A 21,538-nucleotide genomic window follows, 5' to 3' on the forward strand; every position below is an offset into this window, starting at 1 on the left:
CCCTACCTTATATGAGTATGCTTTTCTATGTCACGTTATGCTCATCTAATATACCATATTTCTTTTTAAATCTTGTGAGGGTCGTAATCCATGACGTACTAAATAACAGAAGGAAAATAACATTCGATATCGCGTGACTCAGATCAAAGTAAAAACTTGCGACATAGTAAGCAATAACTGTTTCCCACGTTGCTTCCTGTATAAAACCAAGAAGACCCCAAAAATTCATAATCCAGCCAAATAGAAATCCAACGGCAAATCCGTACAACAGTCTTCCCCACAGTTTTTTCATTAAAAATGTATTTCGGAGTAATCCTGCTATAAAACCGATCATGCCCCAAGAGAACATTTGCCACGGCGTCCACGGACCTTGTCCTAAAAAAATATTAGATACAATAGCCGCCGTTGCCCCAATCATAAAGCCAGTTTCACTCCCAAAAACAATTGCAGAAACGATAATGACAAAAGAAGTCGGTTGTACACTTGGTAAAATAGAAAATGGTACCCGGCTAACCGCTGCAATCGCCGCTAACACAGCAACGATAACAATTTCACGTGAAACAAACGCCTTCCTTTCAAAACGAACATAGAAAGGTAACATAATGACAGCTAATAAAAACAAACTACTTACCATGTAATACCCGTCCATAATAAAAGTCGTAAAGAGTAGTGTACATATTACAACAGCAAAAATAAATATTATGAATGCAACATATCGTTTGGACACGCTTCGTACACATCCTCCCACGTTAATGCAAATGGCAACTCTCTACGGATGAATCGATTAATAGATGTTGTATAAAAGAAGTTACCACTAAAGAACTCTTTCGGTGCATCATTCATAATGACTTTCCCGTCAAATAACATCATGCACTGATCAACGTATTTCGCTGCAAACTCAATATCATGCGTTGCCATTACAATTGTTGTACCTTCTTTTTGCAACTGTTTAAATAGATCTCCTACTCTTTCCTTTTTCCATGGATCTAGTCCCTTTGTCGGCTCATCAAGTAATAATAAAGTTGGCTTTGATAATAACGTTGTACATAATGCGAGTAATTGTTGCTCTCCGCCGCTACAATCATGTGGATGGCGCTCTTTAAGTGAATCTAACCAGAACTTTTTCAACATTTCTTCTGCTATTGTTTTTCCCTCTTCACCATATAATTCACGCGCACGCTCATAAACCTCTTCCCATACTGTATCAAAAGTAAAATGATAGTACGGATGTTGCGATACGTACCCTATACTTTTAAATCGTTCTTTCGAATCAATTTTATGTACCACTTTCCCATTCCACTTTACCTTACCTCTTCTAGCTTTTTGCAATCCTGCTAAAATCGTTAACAGTGTAGACTTCCCGGTTCCGTTTTTCCCAACTAGAGCTGTCCATTTTCCCTTTTCGATGTTCACTGTTAAATCTCGTAAAATAAGTGGACTATTTTTTTCATATTGAAAAGATATATGTTCTGCACTTAAAATTACTTCTTGCTTTTCATAGTGTTCTACTTGCCCATTCCTATATGATATCGCTGAAAAATCATTCATTTTCATTTGCGCTTCTCGCACTGTAAATGGAATCTTTTTCACATTCCACTCTAAAAACAATCTTGGAATTTGTGGAATGAATGGACGTAACTTTTCTACTTCCCACATGTTCGCTATCACATTTTTAGGAGTATCATCATAAATGATTCTGCCATTATCCATACAAACAACGCTTGTTGCGAGCGGTATAACTTCATCTAAACGATGTTCACTTAAAACTATCGTAATTCCGAGTTCTTCATTAATACGTTTTAATAATCCTAAAAACTCTTTTGCAGCAATCGGATCTAGCTGCGCTGTCGGTTCATCCAGTAATAGTAGCTTCGGCTGCATGACTAATACTGCTGCTAAATTTACTAGTTGTTTTTGACCACCAGATAAAGTATGAACAGATTGATGTAATAAATCTTGAAATCCTAAAAAGCTAATGAGTTCCGCTATTCTTTTTTGAATAATATGTGATGGTAACCCAATATTTTCTAAAGAGAATGCTAATTCTTGAATAACTGTATCCATTACGAGCTGATTTTCTGGGTTTTGAAATACCATACCAATTTCTTGTGCAGATAATAAATCTGGTACTTCTTCTAATAAAGCACCATCATAATATGTATGTCCAGAACGCGTACCAATTGGAAGTAACTCCTTTTTAAAATGCTTTAATAAAGTTGTCTTCCCAGAACCTGAACCGCCAGCAAGTACTATAAATTCTCCTTTTTGAACAGAAAGAGAAATATGCTGTAACGCTTCTTCATTTTCATCAGTATATATAAATGATAATTTTTTTATTTCTGCATGCGCCACCATAGCCATTCCCTTCCTTCCATCATAATTGGTAAACTAATAAACATCATAAATAGGAAAAACATCATTCCATCGTATTGCTGGAATAGTATTGATTCCACTTTCGGATAAATGATCAATTTCCCTCCGCCATAATAACTAAATATGAATGCGGCTATAAATAGAATACTTAAATAACTTAGCGTGTACCAATCGCGTCTTTCCATTCTATACCGAATATAAGTCGTACGTTTCGTTACACCAAATCCACGAGCTTGCATAGAATCTGCTGTTTGTAGTGCATCTTCTAACGAACAAACTAATAACACTTGCAGTAATTTCATCCCATTTTTTATACGCTCAATGAGTGAACCTGAATCTAATTGCACACCTTTCGTTTTTTGGACGAGTGTAATTTTCTTTAACCGCCTAATAAACAAAGGAACAAATCGTACTGTAATCATCGTTAACAATGCAACTTTCGGTGAAATTCTCGAAAACAAATATAAAAATTTATGACTCGAAATAATATCGTTATAAGAAGCAAATGTAAACATAATTGCAACTAATAATAATCCCATAACAAGTCCATACATACAAGCCTCAAGCTTAATCCGGCTATCTCCTAAATAAAATAACGTAGTCGCTCCTCTATGCGTTAATAAAGAGTTAAATAAAATAACCATCAAAAAGAATACGATAGTACTAGGTAGCATCTTTCTTATTTTCTCACCATTTCCCTGTACTATATTTAAGATTACTATTAATATAATCGCTCCAATTAAAAAAAGAGGATGAAGACACATCATACATAGTATCATCACCCCAATATAATAGAAAAAATTAACAAAAGGATGTAAAGAAGAAAAGCTTATTTTCATAGTCCTTTACCGAAGATCCTTTCCTATTTTAATACAAACACCCACTCGATTGTATCGCCTGCTTTTACTTTAACTACACCAGCACTATAGTTTGGAAAAGCACCGTTCACACGATATTTCCAGCCACTAGTAGCAGTAATATCTTTCTCGTATAAATCATTAATACCTTTTACATAAATATCACCTTTAGAGCCCATTGCATCAACCTCTAGTCCTGTACTCTGTAGCACACTGTAAACTGTGTCGCCTTCTTGTACATCAACTTTTTTCGCACCTAATAAGTATCCTTCATGACCTTTTACGGAGATAGTGACTTGTTTCGATTGCGGTTTTGGTACTGGTACTGGTTTTGGTGGTTCAGGAGTTGGTACTACCGGAGTCGGTATCGTTTTCTCCTCTTTATTCGGATCTTCCTTTTGCTCCTGCTTTGGTGTTTCTTTTGGCTGATTAACAACCTTTGCTTCTTCTTTTACTTCTGGCACTTTCTGTTGCTGGGGTTTCTCTTCTTGTACTTTTTGTTGCTCTGGTTGTTTATTTACAGCAGGCTGTTCCTTTGGTTTCTCTTCTTTCTTTACTTCAGGTTGTTCCTGCGCTTTTTCTTCTTTCGGTTTCTCTTCTACTTTTTGTTCTTGTTTATCTTTCTGCTCTTCTTGTTGTTTCTGTTTCTGTTCCGGTTCAGCTTGCTTCTCTTCCGGTTTCGGTACATCTTTTTGTTCTTCCTGTTTCGCTACTTCTTTTTGCTCTTCTTGCTTCGGTTCTGCCTTCTTCTCAGGTTTTACAGCCGTTTCTTCACATCCGGCTAATAATCCCAATGAAAGAACTAAAGAAATGAACCATTTCATCTTACTCATGCTGTCCCTCACCTTTCATATTAAAGTGAAACTTTAATGAGTGGAGATTTTGTTCATCCCCACTCATTATTAGCCCTCACTTTTATAATAAAATTAGGAGCAAATGATTGCTCCTAATTTTTGTTAAGCTGCTTTACGTCTCCATAATACATATGCAGAAGCGATACATAATACACCCATACCTACTTGTGTAGCTGCACTATGAGAAGATGCTCCTGTTTGTGGTAATTGATTCTTATTCTTGTTTGTTTCTTTATTAACTCGTTCGTTATCTACAACAACTTTTAGATTTTCATCTTTTGGTTGTTTTTGTAACTCTTCTTGTTGTTTCGGCTGTTCTACAACTTCTTTTTCTTCTACAGTTGTCTCTGGCTCTACAATTGGTTTCGTATCAATTTCATTCTCTACTACATTTGACCAATCATAAATCGATTTTCCAAGATCTTTAAACTGAAGTAACGCTAAAAATGCTTGCTCTGTAGCCATTCCGCTACCTTTTTGATCACTTGGTAACCATTTAAACTCACCATTTGGAAGCTGGTATGACATTAAATTTTGTACTGCTTTATTAAGACGATCGTGATCTACATCTTTAACTAGCGATAGTCCAATAATTGCTTGTGCAGTACTATTAGAATTCTCTTGTCCATCAGCGGTAAAACCACCATTACCTAGCTGCTGCTTGTATAAATAATCAACAGCTTTTTGAATAGCTGGCTTTACATCTGCTTGATCTTGATAAGGAGCTAATGCTGCTAATACCATACTTGTTACATCAACGTTACTAGCACTTTCTTTACTACTTGAACTATCATATGTCCAGCCACCGTCTGTATGCTGCGCTTGTAAAAGTGCTTGTACTAAAGCAGCTCGATTCCATTTTGCTTCGGCCGGAATCTCATATTTCTTTGTATCTAATGCAAGTAATGTAAATGCGTATCCTGTAACGGAATTCACTTTATCTGATTCAAATAAATTTTGTACTAAATTTTGTCCCTCTACCTTTGTAGGATCAACATTCATTGCATTCATCATAATAATCGTTCTAGCTAAATCTGTTGCTGAAAAACGGTTTAAACGCTTCTTAACCTTTTCAGCTACTGGCTTAACATAGTTTATTTTCGTTTCAAGCGGAACATTTACACCTGAACGAGCAAGTCCAATCGCAACCCAATCACTACCAATTCCATCTTGTAACATCTTTTCTGACGTTTTAGAAATCGCTTCGTTTAATTGTGCTGCTGGAATTTCGACTTTCTCTTGCTTTGGTTGTTCTGTTACTTTATCTTCTGGTTTACCATCTGGCTTTTCTGTTTTCGGTTCTTCTGGCTTACCATCTGGTTTTTCTGTTTTCGGTTCGTCTGGCTTACCATCTGGCTTTTCTGTTTTCGGTTCGTCTGGTTTACCATCTGGTTTTTCTGTTTTCGGTTCCTCTGGTTTTGGCTCTTCTACAGTTTTACAAGTGCCAAATTTATCTAACGTTTGTTGCAACGTTTGTTGACTCATATTGCTCCAGTCTGCAACGTAACGAAATGCAACAACATCCCCAGACTCTAATTTATAACTATCCGCCCCAACTTCTGCAGATTTATCATTTACATCATACAACCAACCGCTTGTTGCTCCGGCCATTAATCCATCGATACCCTTTATATACGTTCCAAATGACATACTTTCAGATGTTACTTTGTCACCCATAACTTTTTGTAGCAAACTAAAAGCTGTTTCTCCATCTTCAATGGAAACTTCTTTCGGACATAACATAATTCCTTTTTGTGATTCACCAATAATTGCAAGTTTCGCTGTCTTTCCTTCAGCAAACGTAATATGTACTGTATTCGCAAAAGAAGCAAATACAAGTGCCACTGCCATTAATGATGTAAGCAGCCATTTCTTTAACATTGCCATCCCAAAATTCCCTCCCTTTACTAACATTCACACAAAAAAAGACCCTTTAAGGGTATGCGGTTGACACTCTCTTTTTGTAAGTGTCGAACAAAAATGTACAACACCTCCTACCCGCATTATTCGCGGCTATATTTGTATAGGAAAAATAATTTCGTTTATGAACGCACCATTGTGATAACATTCACTTTTCTAGGCAAAATTTAATCCCTTTTCAAGTTATCCCGCTATTCGCCGAGCAGTAAGACCCCCACCTCAAATTCAGCGAAAGCAAAGAAGTTAAGTGGGGATCAACTGCCCGTAAATGCCCGATTGGTGAAGGCTAATAATCAGTGTGGATGAACAAAATCCCCACTGATTAAAGTTTCACTTTATCGTAAATCGATAAACCTATACATTCTGTAATTTTTAAATTCTGTATTATTTTACTATTGACAAAGAATTTTGTCCATGCTTTATCGGATTTATTTTCTAAGAATAATAGCTTAATAGCCTTCCATTATTAGAAGTCATCCCTCACTATGTAAGCTTTTATCACTAACTATAATTCCATCTTCATCTACATAAACATATTCATTCGGTTTCCATTCGACTTCACCAAATTGCAATAAAATATTTCGCTCTCCTTTTCCTTCTTTTACACTTCTATTTGGCATCGTCCCTAACGCTAAAATACCAATATCTATATTCTTTAGTTCACTAGAATCACGAACATATCCATTCACAATAATCCCCGCTAGCTTTCTTTCCTGCGCAATAGCTGCCAAATTATCACCAAGTAACGCACAATTCGTAGACGCTCCGCCATCAACAACTAATACCGTTCCTTCTCGTAATGTTTGCAATCCTTCCTTCACTAGTACATTATCATCCTTCACTTTTACCGTTTCGATTTTCCCATAGAATTGTTTTTTCTTCCCGAAAGACCGAAAAGACTGGCGACATATTTGTAATTCCTTTTCAAATTCATCACATAGATCCGTAGTTTTCCACATCTCTTTCCCTCTTTTCTTTTCCTTTTATATTACATATTCTTGGATTTTTTTCGTTTCCCTGTCTAATGCTGCAACAATTTGTATGTGCAGAAAAAGGATAGAAAAACTATTGCCTTAAGAAGCCACCTTTATTATAATCTATTTCACAGATAAATTTCAGAATATTAAAAATTAACCAGGTGAAAAAGGAGGGGTTTTATGCAATTGCAGACCGAGGTAAAAAAACAGCCGAGTAAACGAAAGTTTAAAATGCCTGACGCGTACGTACTACTATTTTTTATTGCTTTACTTTGTGCAATAGCTACATATTTCGTTCCTGCTGGAGAATTTAAAAGAGTCACAAACGGTACTGTTACAACGACAATACCAGGAAGTTATCATTCTGTTCCACAATCGCCGGTAGGGTTTGTTTCTTTTTTTACCGCTATTGAAAAAGGAATGACACTTGCTGCTCCTATCATCTTCTTAATTTTATTTACAGGTGGAGCCATTGCAGTTCTTGAAAAAACAGGTGCTCTTGACGGTTTAATCTATCATGTAATTAACAAATTTCGGAATCAGCAATTACTTTTCATTTGCATTGTCGCCGCACTCTTTTCTATTCTCGGAACGACTGGTATTATCGTGAACTCAGTTATCGGCTTTATCCCCATCGGCATCATCGTTGCACGCACATTAAAATGGGACGCTATCGTCGGCGTAGCAATTATTTATTTAGGCACTTATGCTGGTTTTAATGCTACTATTTTATCTCCCTCACCTTTAGGCATTTCACAAAAAATCGCAGAACTCCCGATGTTTTCAGGAATTGGTTTACGTACGGCAATTTATATCTCTTTTTTAATTGCTACCGTTTTGTATATTAATTGGTATGTAAAACGCTTAAAAAAATCGAATAAAGGAAGCATACTCGGAGATAACTGGTTTCCAAGTAATGCTCTTTCAAGTGAGAAAGAAACAGAGAAAACAGAAGTTCCTTGGACAATACGTCATAAATTAATTTTACTCGTTTCAGCTTTATCATTAATTGCATTTTTAATAGGCGCTTTTCGTCTACATTGGACGGACGCAGAAATGACCGCTACTTTTATATTCATAGCAATTACAGCGGGAATAATAGGTGGTATGAAAGCAAACGATATCGCTTCTACTTTTCTAGCAGGCTGCCAAAATCTCATATACGGTGCTTTGATCGTCGGAATGGCTCGTTGTATTTCAGTCATTTTAGAACAAGGCAAATTACTTGATACAATCGTTAATCAACTCGCACAGTCTCTCGAAGGACATAGCCCTGTATTTGGCGTTCTCGGCATGTATATAAGTAGTGCCGCATTACATTTCCTCATTTCATCCGGGACAGGAGAATCTGTTATTTTCATTCCGATATTAGCTCCATTAGCCGATTTCATGCATATTACACGCCAAGTTACAGTACAGGCTGTTATGCTTGGAGAAGGTGTAGTGAACTGCCTCAATCCAACTTCCGGTGTTTTAATGGGCGTTCTCGCAGCGAGCGGCATTTCTTATGGAAAATGGATTCGCTTCATGGCTCCACTTGCATTCATTTGGTTTATCATCGGACTTATTTTTCTTATTGTTGGTGTGAATATTGAATGGGGACCGTATTAAAAGACTCTTATTATACTTAACTTGATAAAATATCTATCCTATTCTCCAATCCTATAAAAATCACTTATTCTAGTATAGATATAAACAGGGATTGATCATAGTGATCAATCCCTTCTCTCAAAGCAAAATACCTTTAAATATTTTAATTCCAAATTTTATTTACCCATTCAGGATGATCAATAAAAGGATTGCGATTATGTTGATATTTTGTAAAAATCACTTCATTACGCTTTCGCTCTAAATCATCTACCGGGTCTTGTTCATTCCATTTTAGTAAAACGGATAGTTTACCCATGTATGGATCTTTATTGTTATTCACCTTTTCATTTAATTCTAAGTCTATTTCGCCGTTGTCTCCTTCATAACGAACAGCCATGTAAAATAGCATTCTAGCGATATCTCCTTTTACACTATCACGAGGTTCCCAAGAATCACTATCGTACTTACATTCTGTCGCTTCTGAATGATTCACACCACCATTATCAAAATCCAGATTTCCACGTGAGCTATTTACAGATACATCCGTCGCTCTTAAATGATGCAAATCTGTTCCAGCTCCTGCAGTCGTTCCAAAATCACCGTGTGATTTTGCCCAAACATGCTCTCGGTTCCAATTATCAACTCCTGAACCATTCGTAAGTTTCCCTTGCGAACGCCCAGTATATAAGAGTAGCACATTTTTTTTATTATTTGGATCTTCATCAGTATCTCTTAGTGCTTCCCAAACCGCACTGTATGATAACTTTGTATGATCATCAATAATATTATGAAGTTCCTTCTTTAATTCTAAACCCATTTTTCCTATTGCATTATTATAATATGTATCGTCATAGCTTTTTACAATAATCTCTTGTGGTGATGCAGAAGCTACTTCACCGTGTATGATATCTGTGAATGATAGAGATGCAGTACCTAAAATAAAAAATGAAGATAGTGTAACCATAGCAAGCCTTGTATTTCTAAACTTCATATACCCATTTCCCCTTTAAAATATAATTTGAAGCTATTAACTAAAAAATGCTTTCTAGCCCCCAAAAACTTTTAGAAAGCCATACCCATCCTTTTCTTTTTATTTAATACAAAACTCTATTGAGTCTGTATTATTTCCACACTTTTTGTTTATCTACTTTTCACAAGGAATATCCTTCTCTAGTAAAGATTATTAAAATATTCTTTACAATTAAAAAGTAGTTTAATGTTAACTTATAAATTTCAATTTTTTTATGCAATTATGCATATTTGATAAATCGTTCGACTTTTCTTTTTTCTATAACTGTCTTTATTTTTTGTGTAAAACCCTTCTTCCTCTGTAGAATAAGTACAAAAATAGATTGGATACCATGTAAGGCACCAATCTATTTTAATTAAAGAAACTTTGGTAATTCTGAGTTCACAACACATTGTGAAGTAATGATAACATTTTTATATTGAGACAGAACTACTACTATTTATTTGGTATCGAATCTATATACTTTTTAACTACTTCATATACATATTCTTGATTTGCCGCCGCTGTATTTGGATTGTATTTTCCGCCGTTTGTTTTATTGTTAGATAATACTCGAATCCCTAAAAATGGTACGTCATAAGCTTTTGCGATTTGCGCTGCTGCTGCACCTTCCATTTCTTCTACAGATGTACCGTATTTTGTATGGAACCATTTAATTCTATCAACTTCATTATTCCAAACGTCTGCTGAACCTATAGTACCTTCGACCACTTTACCTTTTGTATATTTATCTTTTACTGCATTAGCTGCTGCAAGTAAATCCTTATCTCCCTCGTAGTATCGGATTTTCTCAGCATTTGGATCTTCTCCTGCACTCCCTTCAGAAGCCATCAGGTCCATAGATATCCATTTTGCCGGCTCAATCCCTTGGTTCTCATCCATATTTGTTGTTTTTAATGACCCTATATTCGCGACTTGTTTTCCTAAAACAATATCAAATACGTTTAAATTAGGATCATGTCCACCTGATGTTCCTTGGTTAATAATCGCTATAGGCTTATATTTTTCAATAGCCACTGCTGTAGCGGCTGCTGTATTTTCCATTCCTTTACCTGTTTTCGCAACGATTACAGGATAATTGTCTACAGTTCCTTTATAAAATACGAAACTCCCAGATTTTTCTTCTTTCACATTTTTTAACCTTTTTGCAAATTTTTCAGCTTCTATTGGCATTGGACCTTGAATTAAGATAGGGTTTTGAGGGTTTTGAGGGTTTTGAGTGCTTTTTGCCTCTGCTGCTTGTTTTGGACTAGCATTACATCCTGCAAGTATTGAGAATGATAATGCGATAGTAGTTGCTAGGGCACCATATTTTTTTAACAGATTTTTCTTCATAAATAATCTCTCCTCTTTCTCTTGTTGTTTTCTATACTCGATGTTTTGGTCCAAAGAAAAAAGCTCTAGAAATTGTAGAAAAATCTCTACTTTCTAGAACTACGGTAGTCAAAGTTAATTAAGCAAAAGATGAGGCCAATGCTAAATTATAGAACGGTAGCGGCTCAATACAGAAAGCGACCGAATACTTTAACCCGTAGTCCAGTTCTTTCATTGGGAACTAGGTAGAAACGCTCGGACCATATTACCGAGTATATACGAGTGATGTTATTTAAAATTATTATATTGATAATATAACAAACCATTGGTGAATACACAACAAAAATATGAACGTTTTTATTAAATTTTATAAAAACGTTCGCTTTTAAATGATTAACAGGTGAAAAACATTGTTTCCTGATGGATTCAATCGTTAAAACCTTGAAATATATGTAATAAACTATAATTAGTTTATTTATCAAAAATATGGCGTACAATGAGTTTTCTTTGAAGTTATATAACCGTATACCTATTTAAAAATTTTATCGTTTTCTTTCCATACACGTTATTTTAAATATAATGAAGTTGTTCAATTTTAGAGGTTCAAGTAGAAAAATCCCACAACATATTATAAATATGCTGTGGGATTTAAATTAAAGTGTTCTTTAGAAAGTAAGCCTTAATAAGGATTGTATTTCAAATTCACTGGTTTACTAGCACTTCTTTTTTCAAATATGTAAGGATTCTATATCCCTTTATATTTCACTATTTATTTCGTTACTTCTCCAAACTGCGCTCTCGTCACTTTCGCCAAGTCATCAACTTTCAGCTCAATTTGCACGCCAATTTTCCCGCCACTTACAATGATCGTTTCAAGCGATTGAGTACTCGCATCAATACATGTAGAAAATAACTTCTTCATTCCGACTGGCGAACAACCGCCGCGAATATACCCTGAAACTTTCGTAATATCTTTAACAGGAATCATTTCTATCTTCTTTTCACCGACCGCCTTTGCGGCTGCTTTTAAATTTAGTTCCTCATCTACTGGGATAATGAACACATGATACTCCTTACTATTCCCTTGAGCGACAAGTGTTTTATATACTTCTCTCACTTCTCTACCAATTTTCCCAGCAACTGATACGCCATCAATTTTCCCATCGTCCGGATCATATGACATCATCGAATATTCAATTTTTTCTTTATCTAATATTCGCATCGCATTTGTTTTATCTTTTTTCATAGTGTTCTCCTTAAAAAGTTATTTCATATTATTAAGTTTTCTTTTATTATACACTCTTTTCAATTTCTCCTACATAACTTCACGTATTCTTCAAAACTGAAAATATTGATATTTCCAAATTCATCTGATATAATTTGAAAAAACTTATGTTAAGGAGAGATTTTTAATGCGAACTTTTAATACTTCTTTCCAACTTCATCATCATACGTAACGCCGTGTATCCGAAGAAAAATTTTTCTTCGTGGGTACAGGGCTTTTCCTGTTGACCCACGAAGCGTTCATAAAGCTATGTGGGTATTTTTATACCCGCATAGCTTTTTTAAATTTAAAAGAGGAGTGATTATGGTGGAAATGAAAAATGTAAAAGGGACAAAAGACTATTTACCAGAGGAACAAGTACTACGAAATAAAATTAAAAGAGCTTGTGAAGATACGTTTGAACGTTATGGCTGTAAACCGTTAGAGACACCAACGTTAAATATGTATGAGCTTATGTCTTACAAGTACGGTGGTGGCGATGAAATTTTAAAAGAAATATATACACTTAAGGATCAAGGAAAACGCGATCTTGCCTTACGTTATGATTTAACAATTCCATTCGCAAAAGTCGTGGCGATGAATCCGAACATCCGCCTACCCTTTAAACGCTATGAAATTGGGAAAGTATTTCGAGATGGTCCGATTAAACAAGGAAGATTCCGTGAGTTCATTCAATGTGACGTTGATATAGTCGGTGTAGAATCAGTCATGGCGGAAGCTGAACTCATGAGCATGGCGTTTGAGCTGTTCCGAACGTTAAACTTAGAAGTAACGATCCAATATAATAACCGAAAATTGTTAAACGGTATTCTCCAGTCTATTAACATCCCTACTGAACTAACGAGTGACGTAATTTTATCATTGGATAAAATCGAAAAGATTGGGATTGATGGTGTACGAAAAGATGTATTGGAGCGCGGGATTACTGTAGAAATGGCCGATACAATATGTAATACTGTTTTATCTTGCCTAAAGCTCCCTATAGCCGACTTTAAAGACACTTTCAATAATACACTTGTCGCCGATGGAGTAGAGGAACTACAACAACTACAGCAATACTTACTCGCTCTCGGAATAAATGAAAATACGATATTCAATCCGTTTTTAGCAAGAGGACTCACAATGTATACAGGCACTGTGTATGAAATCTTTCTAAAAAATGGCACGATTACATCTAGCATCGGTAGCGGTGGTCGATACGATAATATTATCGGAGCATTCCGTGGTGATAATATTAACTATCCAACAGTCGGTATTTCATTCGGATTAGATGTCATTTATACAGCTCTATCACAGAAAGCAACAACATCATCTACAGCAGATCTTTTTATCATTCCACTCGGGACAGAATTACAATGTTTACAAATCGCCCAGCAATTGCGTTCTACTACTTCCTTAAAAATCGAACTTGAACTAGCTGGACGTAAATTGAAACGTGCCCTTAATTATGCAAATAAAGAAAATATCCCGTATGTGCTAATAATTGGTGAAGAGGAACTATCTACAGAAACAGTTGTATTGCGTAATATGAAGGAAGGTACTGAAGTGAAGATTCCCCTCTCTTCCTTGGAAAATAACACATTTAATAACTATATATAATAAGCGCCACCCTCATTTGGGTGGTTTTTCTAGTGCAGAAACAAAGAGTTATTCAGTTTACATAATATAATTATCGATTTCTATAAATGTAATTTTCAACCATATACAAAAAAAGAGGGCAGATATGCATCTCCCTCTTTTTTCTAACTCTTTTTATTATTATTCTTGTTCTTGCTCGTCCATAATCTTCTCGAACGCCGCAGATACTTTTTCAAATTCCTCGTCATTCTCTATGTATGAGAATTCATTATCTTCTTCTACTTTTAAAAAGAAGATATCAATGTCTTCCTCAGTTTCTGTTTGAATGTCTTCTACAAAGGCAACCGCAATGTATTCTGCACCTTCGACATCCATCGCTCCAAGCACTTCAACTTCCTGTTCTTCATTATTCTCATCGGTAAGACTAAAAATTTCGCCTACTTCAATTGCTTCCATATTCATTCTCCTCCTATCATACTCTAAAAAATAAAACGTTCAAATTGCACACTTACTAACATATCTTTCCATAAAAAAGTTGAATTCATACAGAAAGAACAACAAATTCTTGCTGATTCAGCAAAAGTATTCAACTATAAGGATATCATTTATGAATAGGAATGAACATATTTTAAATGAGATAATTGGATTAATTAATTTAAAATCCTTCTTTAGATTTCCGAAAGACCTCCATGTTCCATAATGATTCTTTCATATAGGCAGCTGGAATGCCAACTTTCAATCTGTAAGTAAATACTAAAATAGCACCTCCTATCATGATTCCTTTCCGTACGTTTTTAGGATGAGAGATAAATCCTTCTATATAAACTAAAGAGACTTATGCAGCAATTCCAATACATCTTTCATCGCAAAAGGACCGTCTTTTTTTACATGCTCAGCGAATTCAGAAACGAGACGTAACGTTTTCACACTTTCGATTGGATGATCTCCTGACGCACTTTCAGCAGAAAGCATAACAGCATTCGTTCCGTCCAATACAGCTTGAAATACATCTGTCACCTCAGCTCTTGTAGGAATAGAATGATCTACCATAGATTGAAGCATTTGTGTCGCTGTAATGACATATGTATTCGTTCGATTGCACTCACGAATCATCATTTTTTGTAACAGTGGAATAAATTGATACGGCAATTCCACACCTAAATCTCCCCTTGCGATCATAATGCCATCCGCTTCTTTGCATATGTCTTGAAAATTCTCGATTGCTTCCATCGTTTCTATTTTTGCAATTAAATTTGGGGAAGTTTCTTTATGTTCATGTATAAAACTTCGTATTTCCTTTATATGACTAGGTTTTCGAACGAAAGAACACGCAATAAAATCAACTTCCTCTTCTAGAAGAAATTGAATATCTTTTTTATCTTTCTCCGTAATAGCTGGCAAACTAACAATTGTACCTGGTAAGTTCACCCCTTTATGAGAGGAAATATTTCCACCTGTTTTTATTCTTGTTTCTATTTTTTCCGAACTTATCTTTTCAACGATTAACTCAACTTCTCCATCATTAATAAGAATTCTACTTCCAACTTTCACGTCATTCGCGATCCCTACATAATCAACACTTGCTTCTTCTTTATTCCCTTGAACTGGATTGGTATGTAAAGTAAATAACTCCCCTGCTTCAAGTTTAATTTGTTCCTCTTTCATTTCACCCAATCTTATTTTAGGACCTTGTACATCCCCTAGAATTTTAATAGAATCGTCTAACGATTTTACTAAACGAATGATGTCTTTATGACTTTCATGCGTACCATGTGATAAATTTAACCGAACAATTTTCATACCATTGTTTATTAACTGCGCTAACGTTTCTTCATTATTACTCGCTGGCCCAATTGTACAAACTCGATCAATTGTCATGTCCCCACCATCCTTTTTTAAATGTTTCCCATAAAATAAAGAGAAGATTCTTTTTATAGGAAAGACCATGTAACTAAGGGTGCAAAGAAGTTTTATATGAGGAGAATATTTTGCTGAAGAAGTAGCTTAAATTTAACTTTTCGACTCCATAGTTATTGTTAGTTTCGTTGCAATGGGGTACTACTAATAATAAATCTTGTTTACATACGAACGTTAGATTGGGATATCGAAAACGACCTATGGAGGAACCACAATGACTACTCTTCGAAAAAAAATAATGGGACTAACATTAGCGGGAACGGTAGCACTATTTACATTAGCAACAGGAATCATAATGAACGATAATGAGGTAAAAGCTGAGGTAAAAAAAGCAGGAAAGCAACCTAAAAATGTGATTTTTATGGTTATAGATGGGACAAGTTCTTCTGCTACAACATTAGCCCGGTGGTACAAAGGTTCACCTCTTGCGCTAGATCAAATTGTATCCGGAGGTGTTCGTACATACTCAGCCGAATCGGCTATTACGGACTCTGCACCAGCAGCCACAGCTTTAGCGACAGGAAATAAATCAAATTCAGGCTACGTGGGCGTATTACCTTCTGTTGTGAATTCACCTGGCTTAGAACCAGTGAAAGAAGAATGCAAGTTTCGTCCAGTTGCCAACGTCTTAGAAGGCGCAAAACGTTCCGGCCGCGCGACAGGAATCATTGCTACATCAGAAATTCAGCATGCTACTCCGGCTAGTTTCTCTGCCCACCACGTTAACCGTAAAGATTTCGAAGTACTTGGTGAACAGCAAGTGTATCAAAATATAGAAGTTGTATTAGGTGGTGGAAAAGCAGCACTTCAGCCTACGACAAGCAACGGAATTCGTAAAGACAACGAAGATTTAGTAAAAGTGATTCAAGACAAAGGGTACGACTTTGTCGAAACAAAAGATGCGTTATTAAACTCCAAATCAAATAAAATCTGGGGTTCTTTCTCTAATACTGCCCTTGCGTTCGATATGGATCGTAGAATAACCAATCCTAAGCAGCCAACTCTTTCCCAGATGACGAGAAAAGCCATTCAAACATTATCAAAAGATAAAGATGGTTTCTTCTTATTTGTAGAAGGTAGTAAGGCAGATTGGGCAGCACATGCAAATGACCCAATCGGGATGATTAGCGATGTATTGGCATTTGATGATGCAGTTACAGAAGCATTAGAATTTGCGAAGAAAGACGGTAACACTATGGTCATTGCTTTAGCGGATCATGGTAATAGCGGTATTTCCATCGGTAACAGCAATACCACAAAAGGATATGATACCACACCAGTATCAGCTTACATTGCCCCACTGAAAAAGGCAAAAATGACACTTGAAGGTGCTACAAATAAACTAAAAGATGATTTATCTAATATAAAAGAGATCGCTGCACTTTACGGTTTAGACGACCTAACTGATAATGAAAAAGAGCAGTTAAAAGCTGCACAAAAGAAAACTGATGTAGGTCCAATCCTTACTAAATTATTGGCCAACCGTGCGAACATCGGTTTTACAACTGGTGGTCATACGGGTGAAGATGTATTCTTATACTCTTACGGTCCTCAAAAGCCACACGGTTTAGTCCAAAATACAGACATTGCGAAAATAATGGCCAAAGCAATGGGCTTTCAATTAGAAGAATTATCTAAGAAATTATTCTTAGATGCTGAAACATCCTTAAAACAAATTGGTGCAACTGTAACGATTGACAAAAAAGATGTACGAAACCCGGTGCTTGTAGTAAAACGCAATAATACGGCGGCCAAATTGTTTGTTAATAAAAATATTATCTGTATCGGTGAAAAAGATTATGAATTAGGAAGTGTTGTTGTAGAAAGCAACGGGAAATTCTATGTCCCTGAAAAAGCAATTCAACTATTCACAAAGCATTCTCGCTAAATTTAAAAACAGACATAAAAAAACGCTATCCTTTCTATAGAAAGGGTAGCGTTTTTTTCGTTATATGGATACAAATTTATCTTATTAAATCCATTCAACAATAGTATCCATAGTTTGTCTTGTTTTATTAAATTTTGGTTCTCCTTTACGGTATCCAAATGCAACCATAACTGATACCTCAAGATTATCATCTTTTAAAATTCCTTCTTGACGAAGTAAAGAATCTACTTTTTCTTTATCGAATCCTTCCATTGGACAAGAATCAATACCGATTTGAGCTGCACTAGTCATCATATTAGCTAAAGCAATATAAGATTGCTTCGATGACCAATCAAATACAGCACGTTCGGAGTCTAACAATTTAAAATCCGATTCTTGGAATTTTTTGAAGAATTCATATCTCATTTGTTGGGCTTCTTCAGGCAATCCAATAATATCTTTCATCATGTGCTGAATATACTCTGCATCATAGTGCATATCTTTGATGGTTCTTGAAAGAACAATGACAAAATGACTTGCTGTTGAAAGTTGCCCACCTGCTCCCCATGAATATGGTAATAGTTTTTCTCTTAATTCTTTATTTTGTACCACAATAAATTTCCAAGGCTCATATCCAAAAGAAGAAGGAGATAATCTCCCTGTTTCTAAAATAAATTTAAAATCATCTTCTGAAATTTTCTTCATAGGATCAAATTCTTTACATGCATGTCTAAAGTTAAAAGCCTCAATAATTTTTTGTTTTGTATTTTGTTTTATGTTAGTCATAAAAGATCCCCTTTTCATTAAATTATTATTTAACCAAATTATATTTTTAAAGTAACAAAGATACAAGTACGCACATTTATGTGCTATAGTATCAAAAAAGATACTATTGTTAAGGGAGAGTCTTTTTATGATTAGTTCAAAAGAAGATGATGTAAATTATCCATTTTTAAATAAATATTCTTGTCCAGTAGAAGCTATGGTCGAGGTTATTGGCGGAAAATGGAAAGGTGTTATTCTTTATCATTTATTAGATGGTAAAAAACGATTTAATGAATTAAAAAGATTAAAACCTAATATCACCCAAAGAATGTTAACACTTCAACTTAGAGAACTTGAAGCAGATGGCATCGTACATCGGGAGGTATATCGTGAAGTGCCCCCTAAAGTAGAATATTCGTTAACTGAACTTGGCGAGTCATTACGTCCAATTATCCTTTTAATGATGGAATGGGCGACTAATAATATGGAGCAGGTTTTGGAAAGTAGAAATAACACTAAATAGTATTTAAAACCTGTAATTAGCCATTACAAACAACTCAAAAAAGATTGCCTCTTAGTATACAGGCGATTTTTTTTTGAGTAAAAGGATTATTTTGGTCAGATTCTGGAAAAGTGTTAATATTCTTCATAAAGGAGGTCTATTGATGAAAAATTTATGGAAGAAAGTTTCTTTAATTGCTTTCATAGTAATTGTCCTTTTAATAATTTTATATTTTTGTGGTATGTCACTTTTCTGGAACCAACCCTAAATTACATTTAAAAATAAGCCCTCCTTGAATAAAATTCAATATTCCGTCAATACTATACATGACATTAGATTTTCTCCTTGTTCCCCCTTGGAGAGTCGGGCAGCTAGCTTTTGTTAGCTGCTTTTTTATTTTCGAATCATTGCCGTCATTACTACTGGTGGTCCATTTGTTCCGTATTTCATAATTTGAGCAATTGATTGTAACTGCTGAATGCCTTCTTCTTCATTATGTTCTCCCTGAACAATTGCTGACGAACAATATAATGGTTGAACAGCCACTGTATGGAGACTCTTCCGCTAAATAAAATTGTGCGACCATTGGAAGTTCTTCTCGTTTACATATTTCTAGGATTTTCTGCGATACTGGTGCAATTTCTTCATCATAAACTTCCTCTTTATCGTACATCTCAATTCATTCTCCTTTTCTACAAAATGAAATTTTTGTAGAAAATAATGAACTTTAAAAACTACTAAATTGCAAATATAAATACAAGGGAGCGTTTTATATGACTTCCTATCAAAAAATATCTTTAATAGTTATCACTCTTTTTTATCATTGTGATGTTCCTTTCAAATGAAGTCTTTATTTCTTAACACCCAACGAGAATGTACAACAAACTAAAAAGGCCTACTCACACGAGTAGGCTTTTGAAACTATGAAAGCTTCGTTAATAATTGATTTAAATCTTTTTTCGTTTTCGTCGTTAATGACTTCATTTTATTAATATCGATCTTTTCTTTCTCCGCTCCTACAATTAACGGATACATATTTTGGCCAATTGTTTTATATTCAGTCGGATGTGATGCTTCTAACTCTTTTTCAATGACATCCCACTTCTCATTAATTTGTTTTCCGAGTTTATTAACTGTTTCTAATTTAGGATTTGCAGCTAATTGCTTGTCCAAGCTTTCAATTAATGTAACGACTTCTTTTACATTTGTTTTCACAGCGACGCTTTTCTTCGGATCTTTCGTTGTTTTTCCGTTATTGTTTGTACTTGTACTTTGATCTGTTGTTTTTCCGCTAGTAGTTTGATCATTCGTTTTTCCTGTCGTTTCTTTTTCTTTTGTTGTTTTGTCGTTACTTTCTGTTCCTGATGATTCCTTTGTATTTTTTGCATCCTTATCTGTTTTTTCATTCGAAGAAGTATTTGTGTCTTTTTCAGTATCTTTCGTTGTTTTTGACGCTTCATCTGCACTTGTCGTTTTCGATTGCTCTTCATTTTGTACAGTTGCCTGATCCTTCTTTGCTGCATCTTTATCTGTGGAGGTACTACAAGCTGCCATTGTAAGCATTGTACCAATTGCTACTGATGCGATAGCGACCTTTTTCATTTTCATAAAAATCCCCCTATGTTTACAATTTTATCCTTCTCTTTACGATTCTATTTCCCCTTAAAAAATCCCTTTTCATACGAATCACCATCTTTCCGACAGTAATCTTCATAATAATACGTACAAAAAACGATAAATCCATTTTAATATTCGAGTTTTTTCTACTACATTTTCCTCCTCTGTAGCAAAAGAAAAAGAGTATGTTGTCACATGAAGATTTACAATCTACAAATGACAACATACTCTCCTATCAATTTTTTATCTTTCTTGACATTTTATTTATAAAAAAAACAAAATAATTACTAATTTTTTTATTTCTCAACACTTGTTAACATAATATCTTTATGAATAACCACCGTTCGAATGAATGACTTGCCCAGTAACCCACTTCGCCTCTTCACTTACTAAAAAAGCAATTAAACGTGCCGCATCCACTGGTTCTCCAACTCTACCTTGCGGGAATTTCCATGCTAAATGATGCTGTAATTCCTCTGTAATCCATCCTGTATTCGTCGGTCCTGGATCAACAGCATTGACTGTAATCCCCTTCTCCATAGCAATTGGTGCAACTGACTTTGTAAATGCTTCTATTGCTCCTTTCGTTGCTACGTATGCTAGTTCATCTGGCATCGGGCCTAATGACTGCCCAGAAGTAAGATTTATAATACTTCCACTCGTTTTAAGTGAAAAATGTTTAATAAATAATGAACTTAATAGCATAGGAGCACGAACATTAACCGTATAATGTTTATCTAGCTGTTCTACATCTAACTCTTCAATTTTCGTAGGAGTAGAATACGCCGCATTATTAATAAGAATAGATGGATCCCCTAAACGTTCTGATACCATATACAATACACGATTAGGTGAATACGACTGCGATAAGTTGATTTCTGCCATTTCACATCGAACGCCGTAACTTTCAATTTCCTTTTTCAACAAAAAGGGCTCTTGATCATTCATTCCCCATGGCATCGCTTTATCATACCGAGGCCAGTACGTGAAAAAAATGTCTATCCCATTTTGAGCAAGCACCTTGCATACAGCTGCACCAATTCCATTCAGACGAGTTGCCCCTGTTACAATTGCTATTTTCTTCACCTTTTC

At 35.3% G+C, this 21,538-nt stretch carries 19 protein-coding genes and 1 riboswitch; of the genes, 4 read left to right on the top strand and 15 right to left on the bottom strand.

Going from position 1 to position 21,538, the window contains the following annotated elements; all coding sequences use genetic code 11:
* Positions 1-25 precede the first annotated feature (25 nt).
* The 6 genes from MR066_RS03885 to rraA form a co-directional block, all read right to left on the bottom strand.
* Positions 26-727 carry an ECF transporter S component gene (locus tag MR066_RS03885; protein WP_242246037.1) on the bottom strand — a complete coding sequence of 234 codons (702 nt, stop codon included), beginning with the start codon at positions 725-727 and terminating at the stop codon, positions 26-28.
* Positions 700-2,361 carry an ABC transporter ATP-binding protein gene (locus tag MR066_RS03890; RefSeq protein WP_242246038.1) on the bottom strand — a complete coding sequence of 554 codons (1,662 nt, stop codon included), beginning with the start codon at positions 2,359-2,361 and terminating at the stop codon, positions 700-702. The genes MR066_RS03885 and MR066_RS03890 overlap by 28 nt, the downstream gene beginning before the upstream one ends.
* Positions 2,334-3,212 (bottom strand): energy-coupling factor transporter transmembrane component T, encoded by an 879-nt coding sequence (locus MR066_RS03895; RefSeq protein ID WP_242246039.1) that lies wholly within the window; start codon positions 3,210-3,212, stop codon positions 2,334-2,336. The genes MR066_RS03890 and MR066_RS03895 overlap by 28 nt, the downstream gene beginning before the upstream one ends.
* Positions 3,213-3,235: 23 nt before the next feature.
* Positions 3,236-4,063 carry a DUF4430 domain-containing protein gene (locus tag MR066_RS03900; protein ID WP_242246040.1) on the bottom strand — a complete coding sequence of 276 codons (828 nt, stop codon included), beginning with the start codon at positions 4,061-4,063 and terminating at the stop codon, positions 3,236-3,238.
* Between the two features lie 123 nt (positions 4,064-4,186).
* Entirely contained in the window at positions 4,187-5,971 is a 1,785-nt protein-coding gene (locus tag MR066_RS03905) for a DUF4430 domain-containing protein (RefSeq protein WP_242246041.1), read from the bottom strand.
* Positions 5,972-6,477: 506 nt separating this feature from the next.
* Entirely contained in the window at positions 6,478-6,963 is a 486-nt protein-coding gene (gene rraA, locus MR066_RS03910) for a ribonuclease E activity regulator RraA (protein ID WP_242246042.1), read from the bottom strand.
* A gap of 198 nt (positions 6,964-7,161) precedes the next feature.
* Here rraA and MR066_RS03915 point away from each other — a divergent pair, with 198 nt between their 5' ends.
* Positions 7,162-8,592, top strand: coding sequence for a YfcC family protein (locus tag MR066_RS03915; RefSeq protein ID WP_242246043.1), 1,431 nt, complete (start codon positions 7,162-7,164; stop codon positions 8,590-8,592).
* Positions 8,593-8,734: 142 nt separating this feature from the next.
* Here MR066_RS03915 and MR066_RS03920 read toward each other — a convergent pair whose 3' ends face one another.
* The 3 genes from MR066_RS03920 to ybaK all read right to left on the bottom strand — a co-directional run bounded on the left by MR066_RS03920 (position 8,735) and on the right by ybaK (position 12,161).
* Positions 8,735-9,562, bottom strand: a complete 828-nt coding sequence (locus MR066_RS03920) for an endonuclease I family protein (protein WP_242246044.1) — start codon at positions 9,560-9,562, stop codon at positions 8,735-8,737.
* Between the two features lie 474 nt (positions 9,563-10,036).
* On the bottom strand, positions 10,037-10,936 hold the full coding sequence (locus tag MR066_RS03925) for a 5'-methylthioadenosine/S-adenosylhomocysteine nucleosidase (protein ID WP_242246045.1): 900 nt from the start codon (positions 10,934-10,936) through the stop codon (positions 10,037-10,039).
* 177 nt (positions 10,937-11,113) lie between these two features.
* A riboswitch (purine riboswitch) is annotated at positions 11,114-11,217 on the bottom strand.
* Positions 11,218-11,684: 467 nt separating this feature from the next.
* Positions 11,685-12,161: a Cys-tRNA(Pro) deacylase gene (ybaK, locus tag MR066_RS03930; protein WP_242246046.1), complete on the bottom strand. Its 477-nt coding sequence runs from the start codon at positions 12,159-12,161 to the stop codon at positions 11,685-11,687.
* Between the two features lie 342 nt (positions 12,162-12,503).
* Here ybaK and MR066_RS03935 point away from each other — a divergent pair, with 342 nt between their 5' ends.
* On the top strand, positions 12,504-13,799 hold the full coding sequence (locus tag MR066_RS03935; RefSeq protein ID WP_277928924.1) for a histidine--tRNA ligase: 1,296 nt from the start codon (positions 12,504-12,506) through the stop codon (positions 13,797-13,799).
* A 159-nt stretch (positions 13,800-13,958) separates the two neighbouring features.
* Here MR066_RS03935 and MR066_RS03940 read toward each other — a convergent pair whose 3' ends face one another.
* Both MR066_RS03940 and MR066_RS03945 read right to left on the bottom strand, forming a co-directional pair.
* Entirely contained in the window at positions 13,959-14,240 is a 282-nt protein-coding gene (locus tag MR066_RS03940; protein WP_002013967.1) for a DUF1292 domain-containing protein, read from the bottom strand.
* Between the two features lie 363 nt (positions 14,241-14,603).
* Positions 14,604-15,656, bottom strand: a complete 1,053-nt coding sequence (locus MR066_RS03945) for a pyruvate kinase (RefSeq protein WP_242246047.1) — start codon at positions 15,654-15,656, stop codon at positions 14,604-14,606.
* 253 nt (positions 15,657-15,909) lie between these two features.
* On the opposite strand from MR066_RS03945, the gene MR066_RS03950 reads away from it, so the two are divergent.
* The gene (locus tag MR066_RS03950) at positions 15,910-17,583 is read left to right on the top strand and encodes an alkaline phosphatase (protein ID WP_242246048.1); all 1,674 of its coding nucleotides are present in this window, start codon (positions 15,910-15,912) and stop codon (positions 17,581-17,583) included.
* Positions 17,584-17,667: 84 nt separating this feature from the next.
* Here MR066_RS03950 and MR066_RS03955 read toward each other — a convergent pair whose 3' ends face one another.
* Entirely contained in the window at positions 17,668-18,348 is a 681-nt protein-coding gene (locus tag MR066_RS03955) for an NAD(P)H-dependent oxidoreductase (RefSeq protein ID WP_078203905.1), read from the bottom strand.
* A 127-nt stretch (positions 18,349-18,475) separates the two neighbouring features.
* Here MR066_RS03955 and MR066_RS03960 point away from each other — a divergent pair, with 127 nt between their 5' ends.
* The gene (locus tag MR066_RS03960) at positions 18,476-18,850 is read left to right on the top strand and encodes a winged helix-turn-helix transcriptional regulator (protein WP_002013973.1); all 375 of its coding nucleotides are present in this window, start codon (positions 18,476-18,478) and stop codon (positions 18,848-18,850) included.
* A 372-nt stretch (positions 18,851-19,222) separates the two neighbouring features.
* Here the strand turns inward: MR066_RS03960 and MR066_RS03965 are convergent, their stop codons facing one another.
* The 3 genes from MR066_RS03965 to MR066_RS03975 form a co-directional block, all read right to left on the bottom strand.
* A complete protein-coding gene (locus MR066_RS03965) occupies positions 19,223-19,375 on the bottom strand; it encodes a hypothetical protein (protein ID WP_002128281.1) in 153 nt (50 codons plus the stop codon).
* A 375-nt stretch (positions 19,376-19,750) separates the two neighbouring features.
* On the bottom strand, positions 19,751-20,437 hold the full coding sequence (locus MR066_RS03970; protein ID WP_242246049.1) for a hypothetical protein: 687 nt from the start codon (positions 20,435-20,437) through the stop codon (positions 19,751-19,753).
* Positions 20,438-20,773: 336 nt separating this feature from the next.
* The gene (locus MR066_RS03975; RefSeq protein WP_242246050.1) at positions 20,774-21,532 is read right to left on the bottom strand and encodes an SDR family oxidoreductase; all 759 of its coding nucleotides are present in this window, start codon (positions 21,530-21,532) and stop codon (positions 20,774-20,776) included.
* Positions 21,533-21,538 lie beyond the last annotated feature (6 nt).

The sequence above is a fragment of the Bacillus cereus group sp. BfR-BA-01523 genome, from assembly GCF_022662615.1.
Classification (GTDB): domain Bacteria; phylum Bacillota; class Bacilli; order Bacillales; family Bacillaceae_G; genus Bacillus_A; species Bacillus_A mycoides.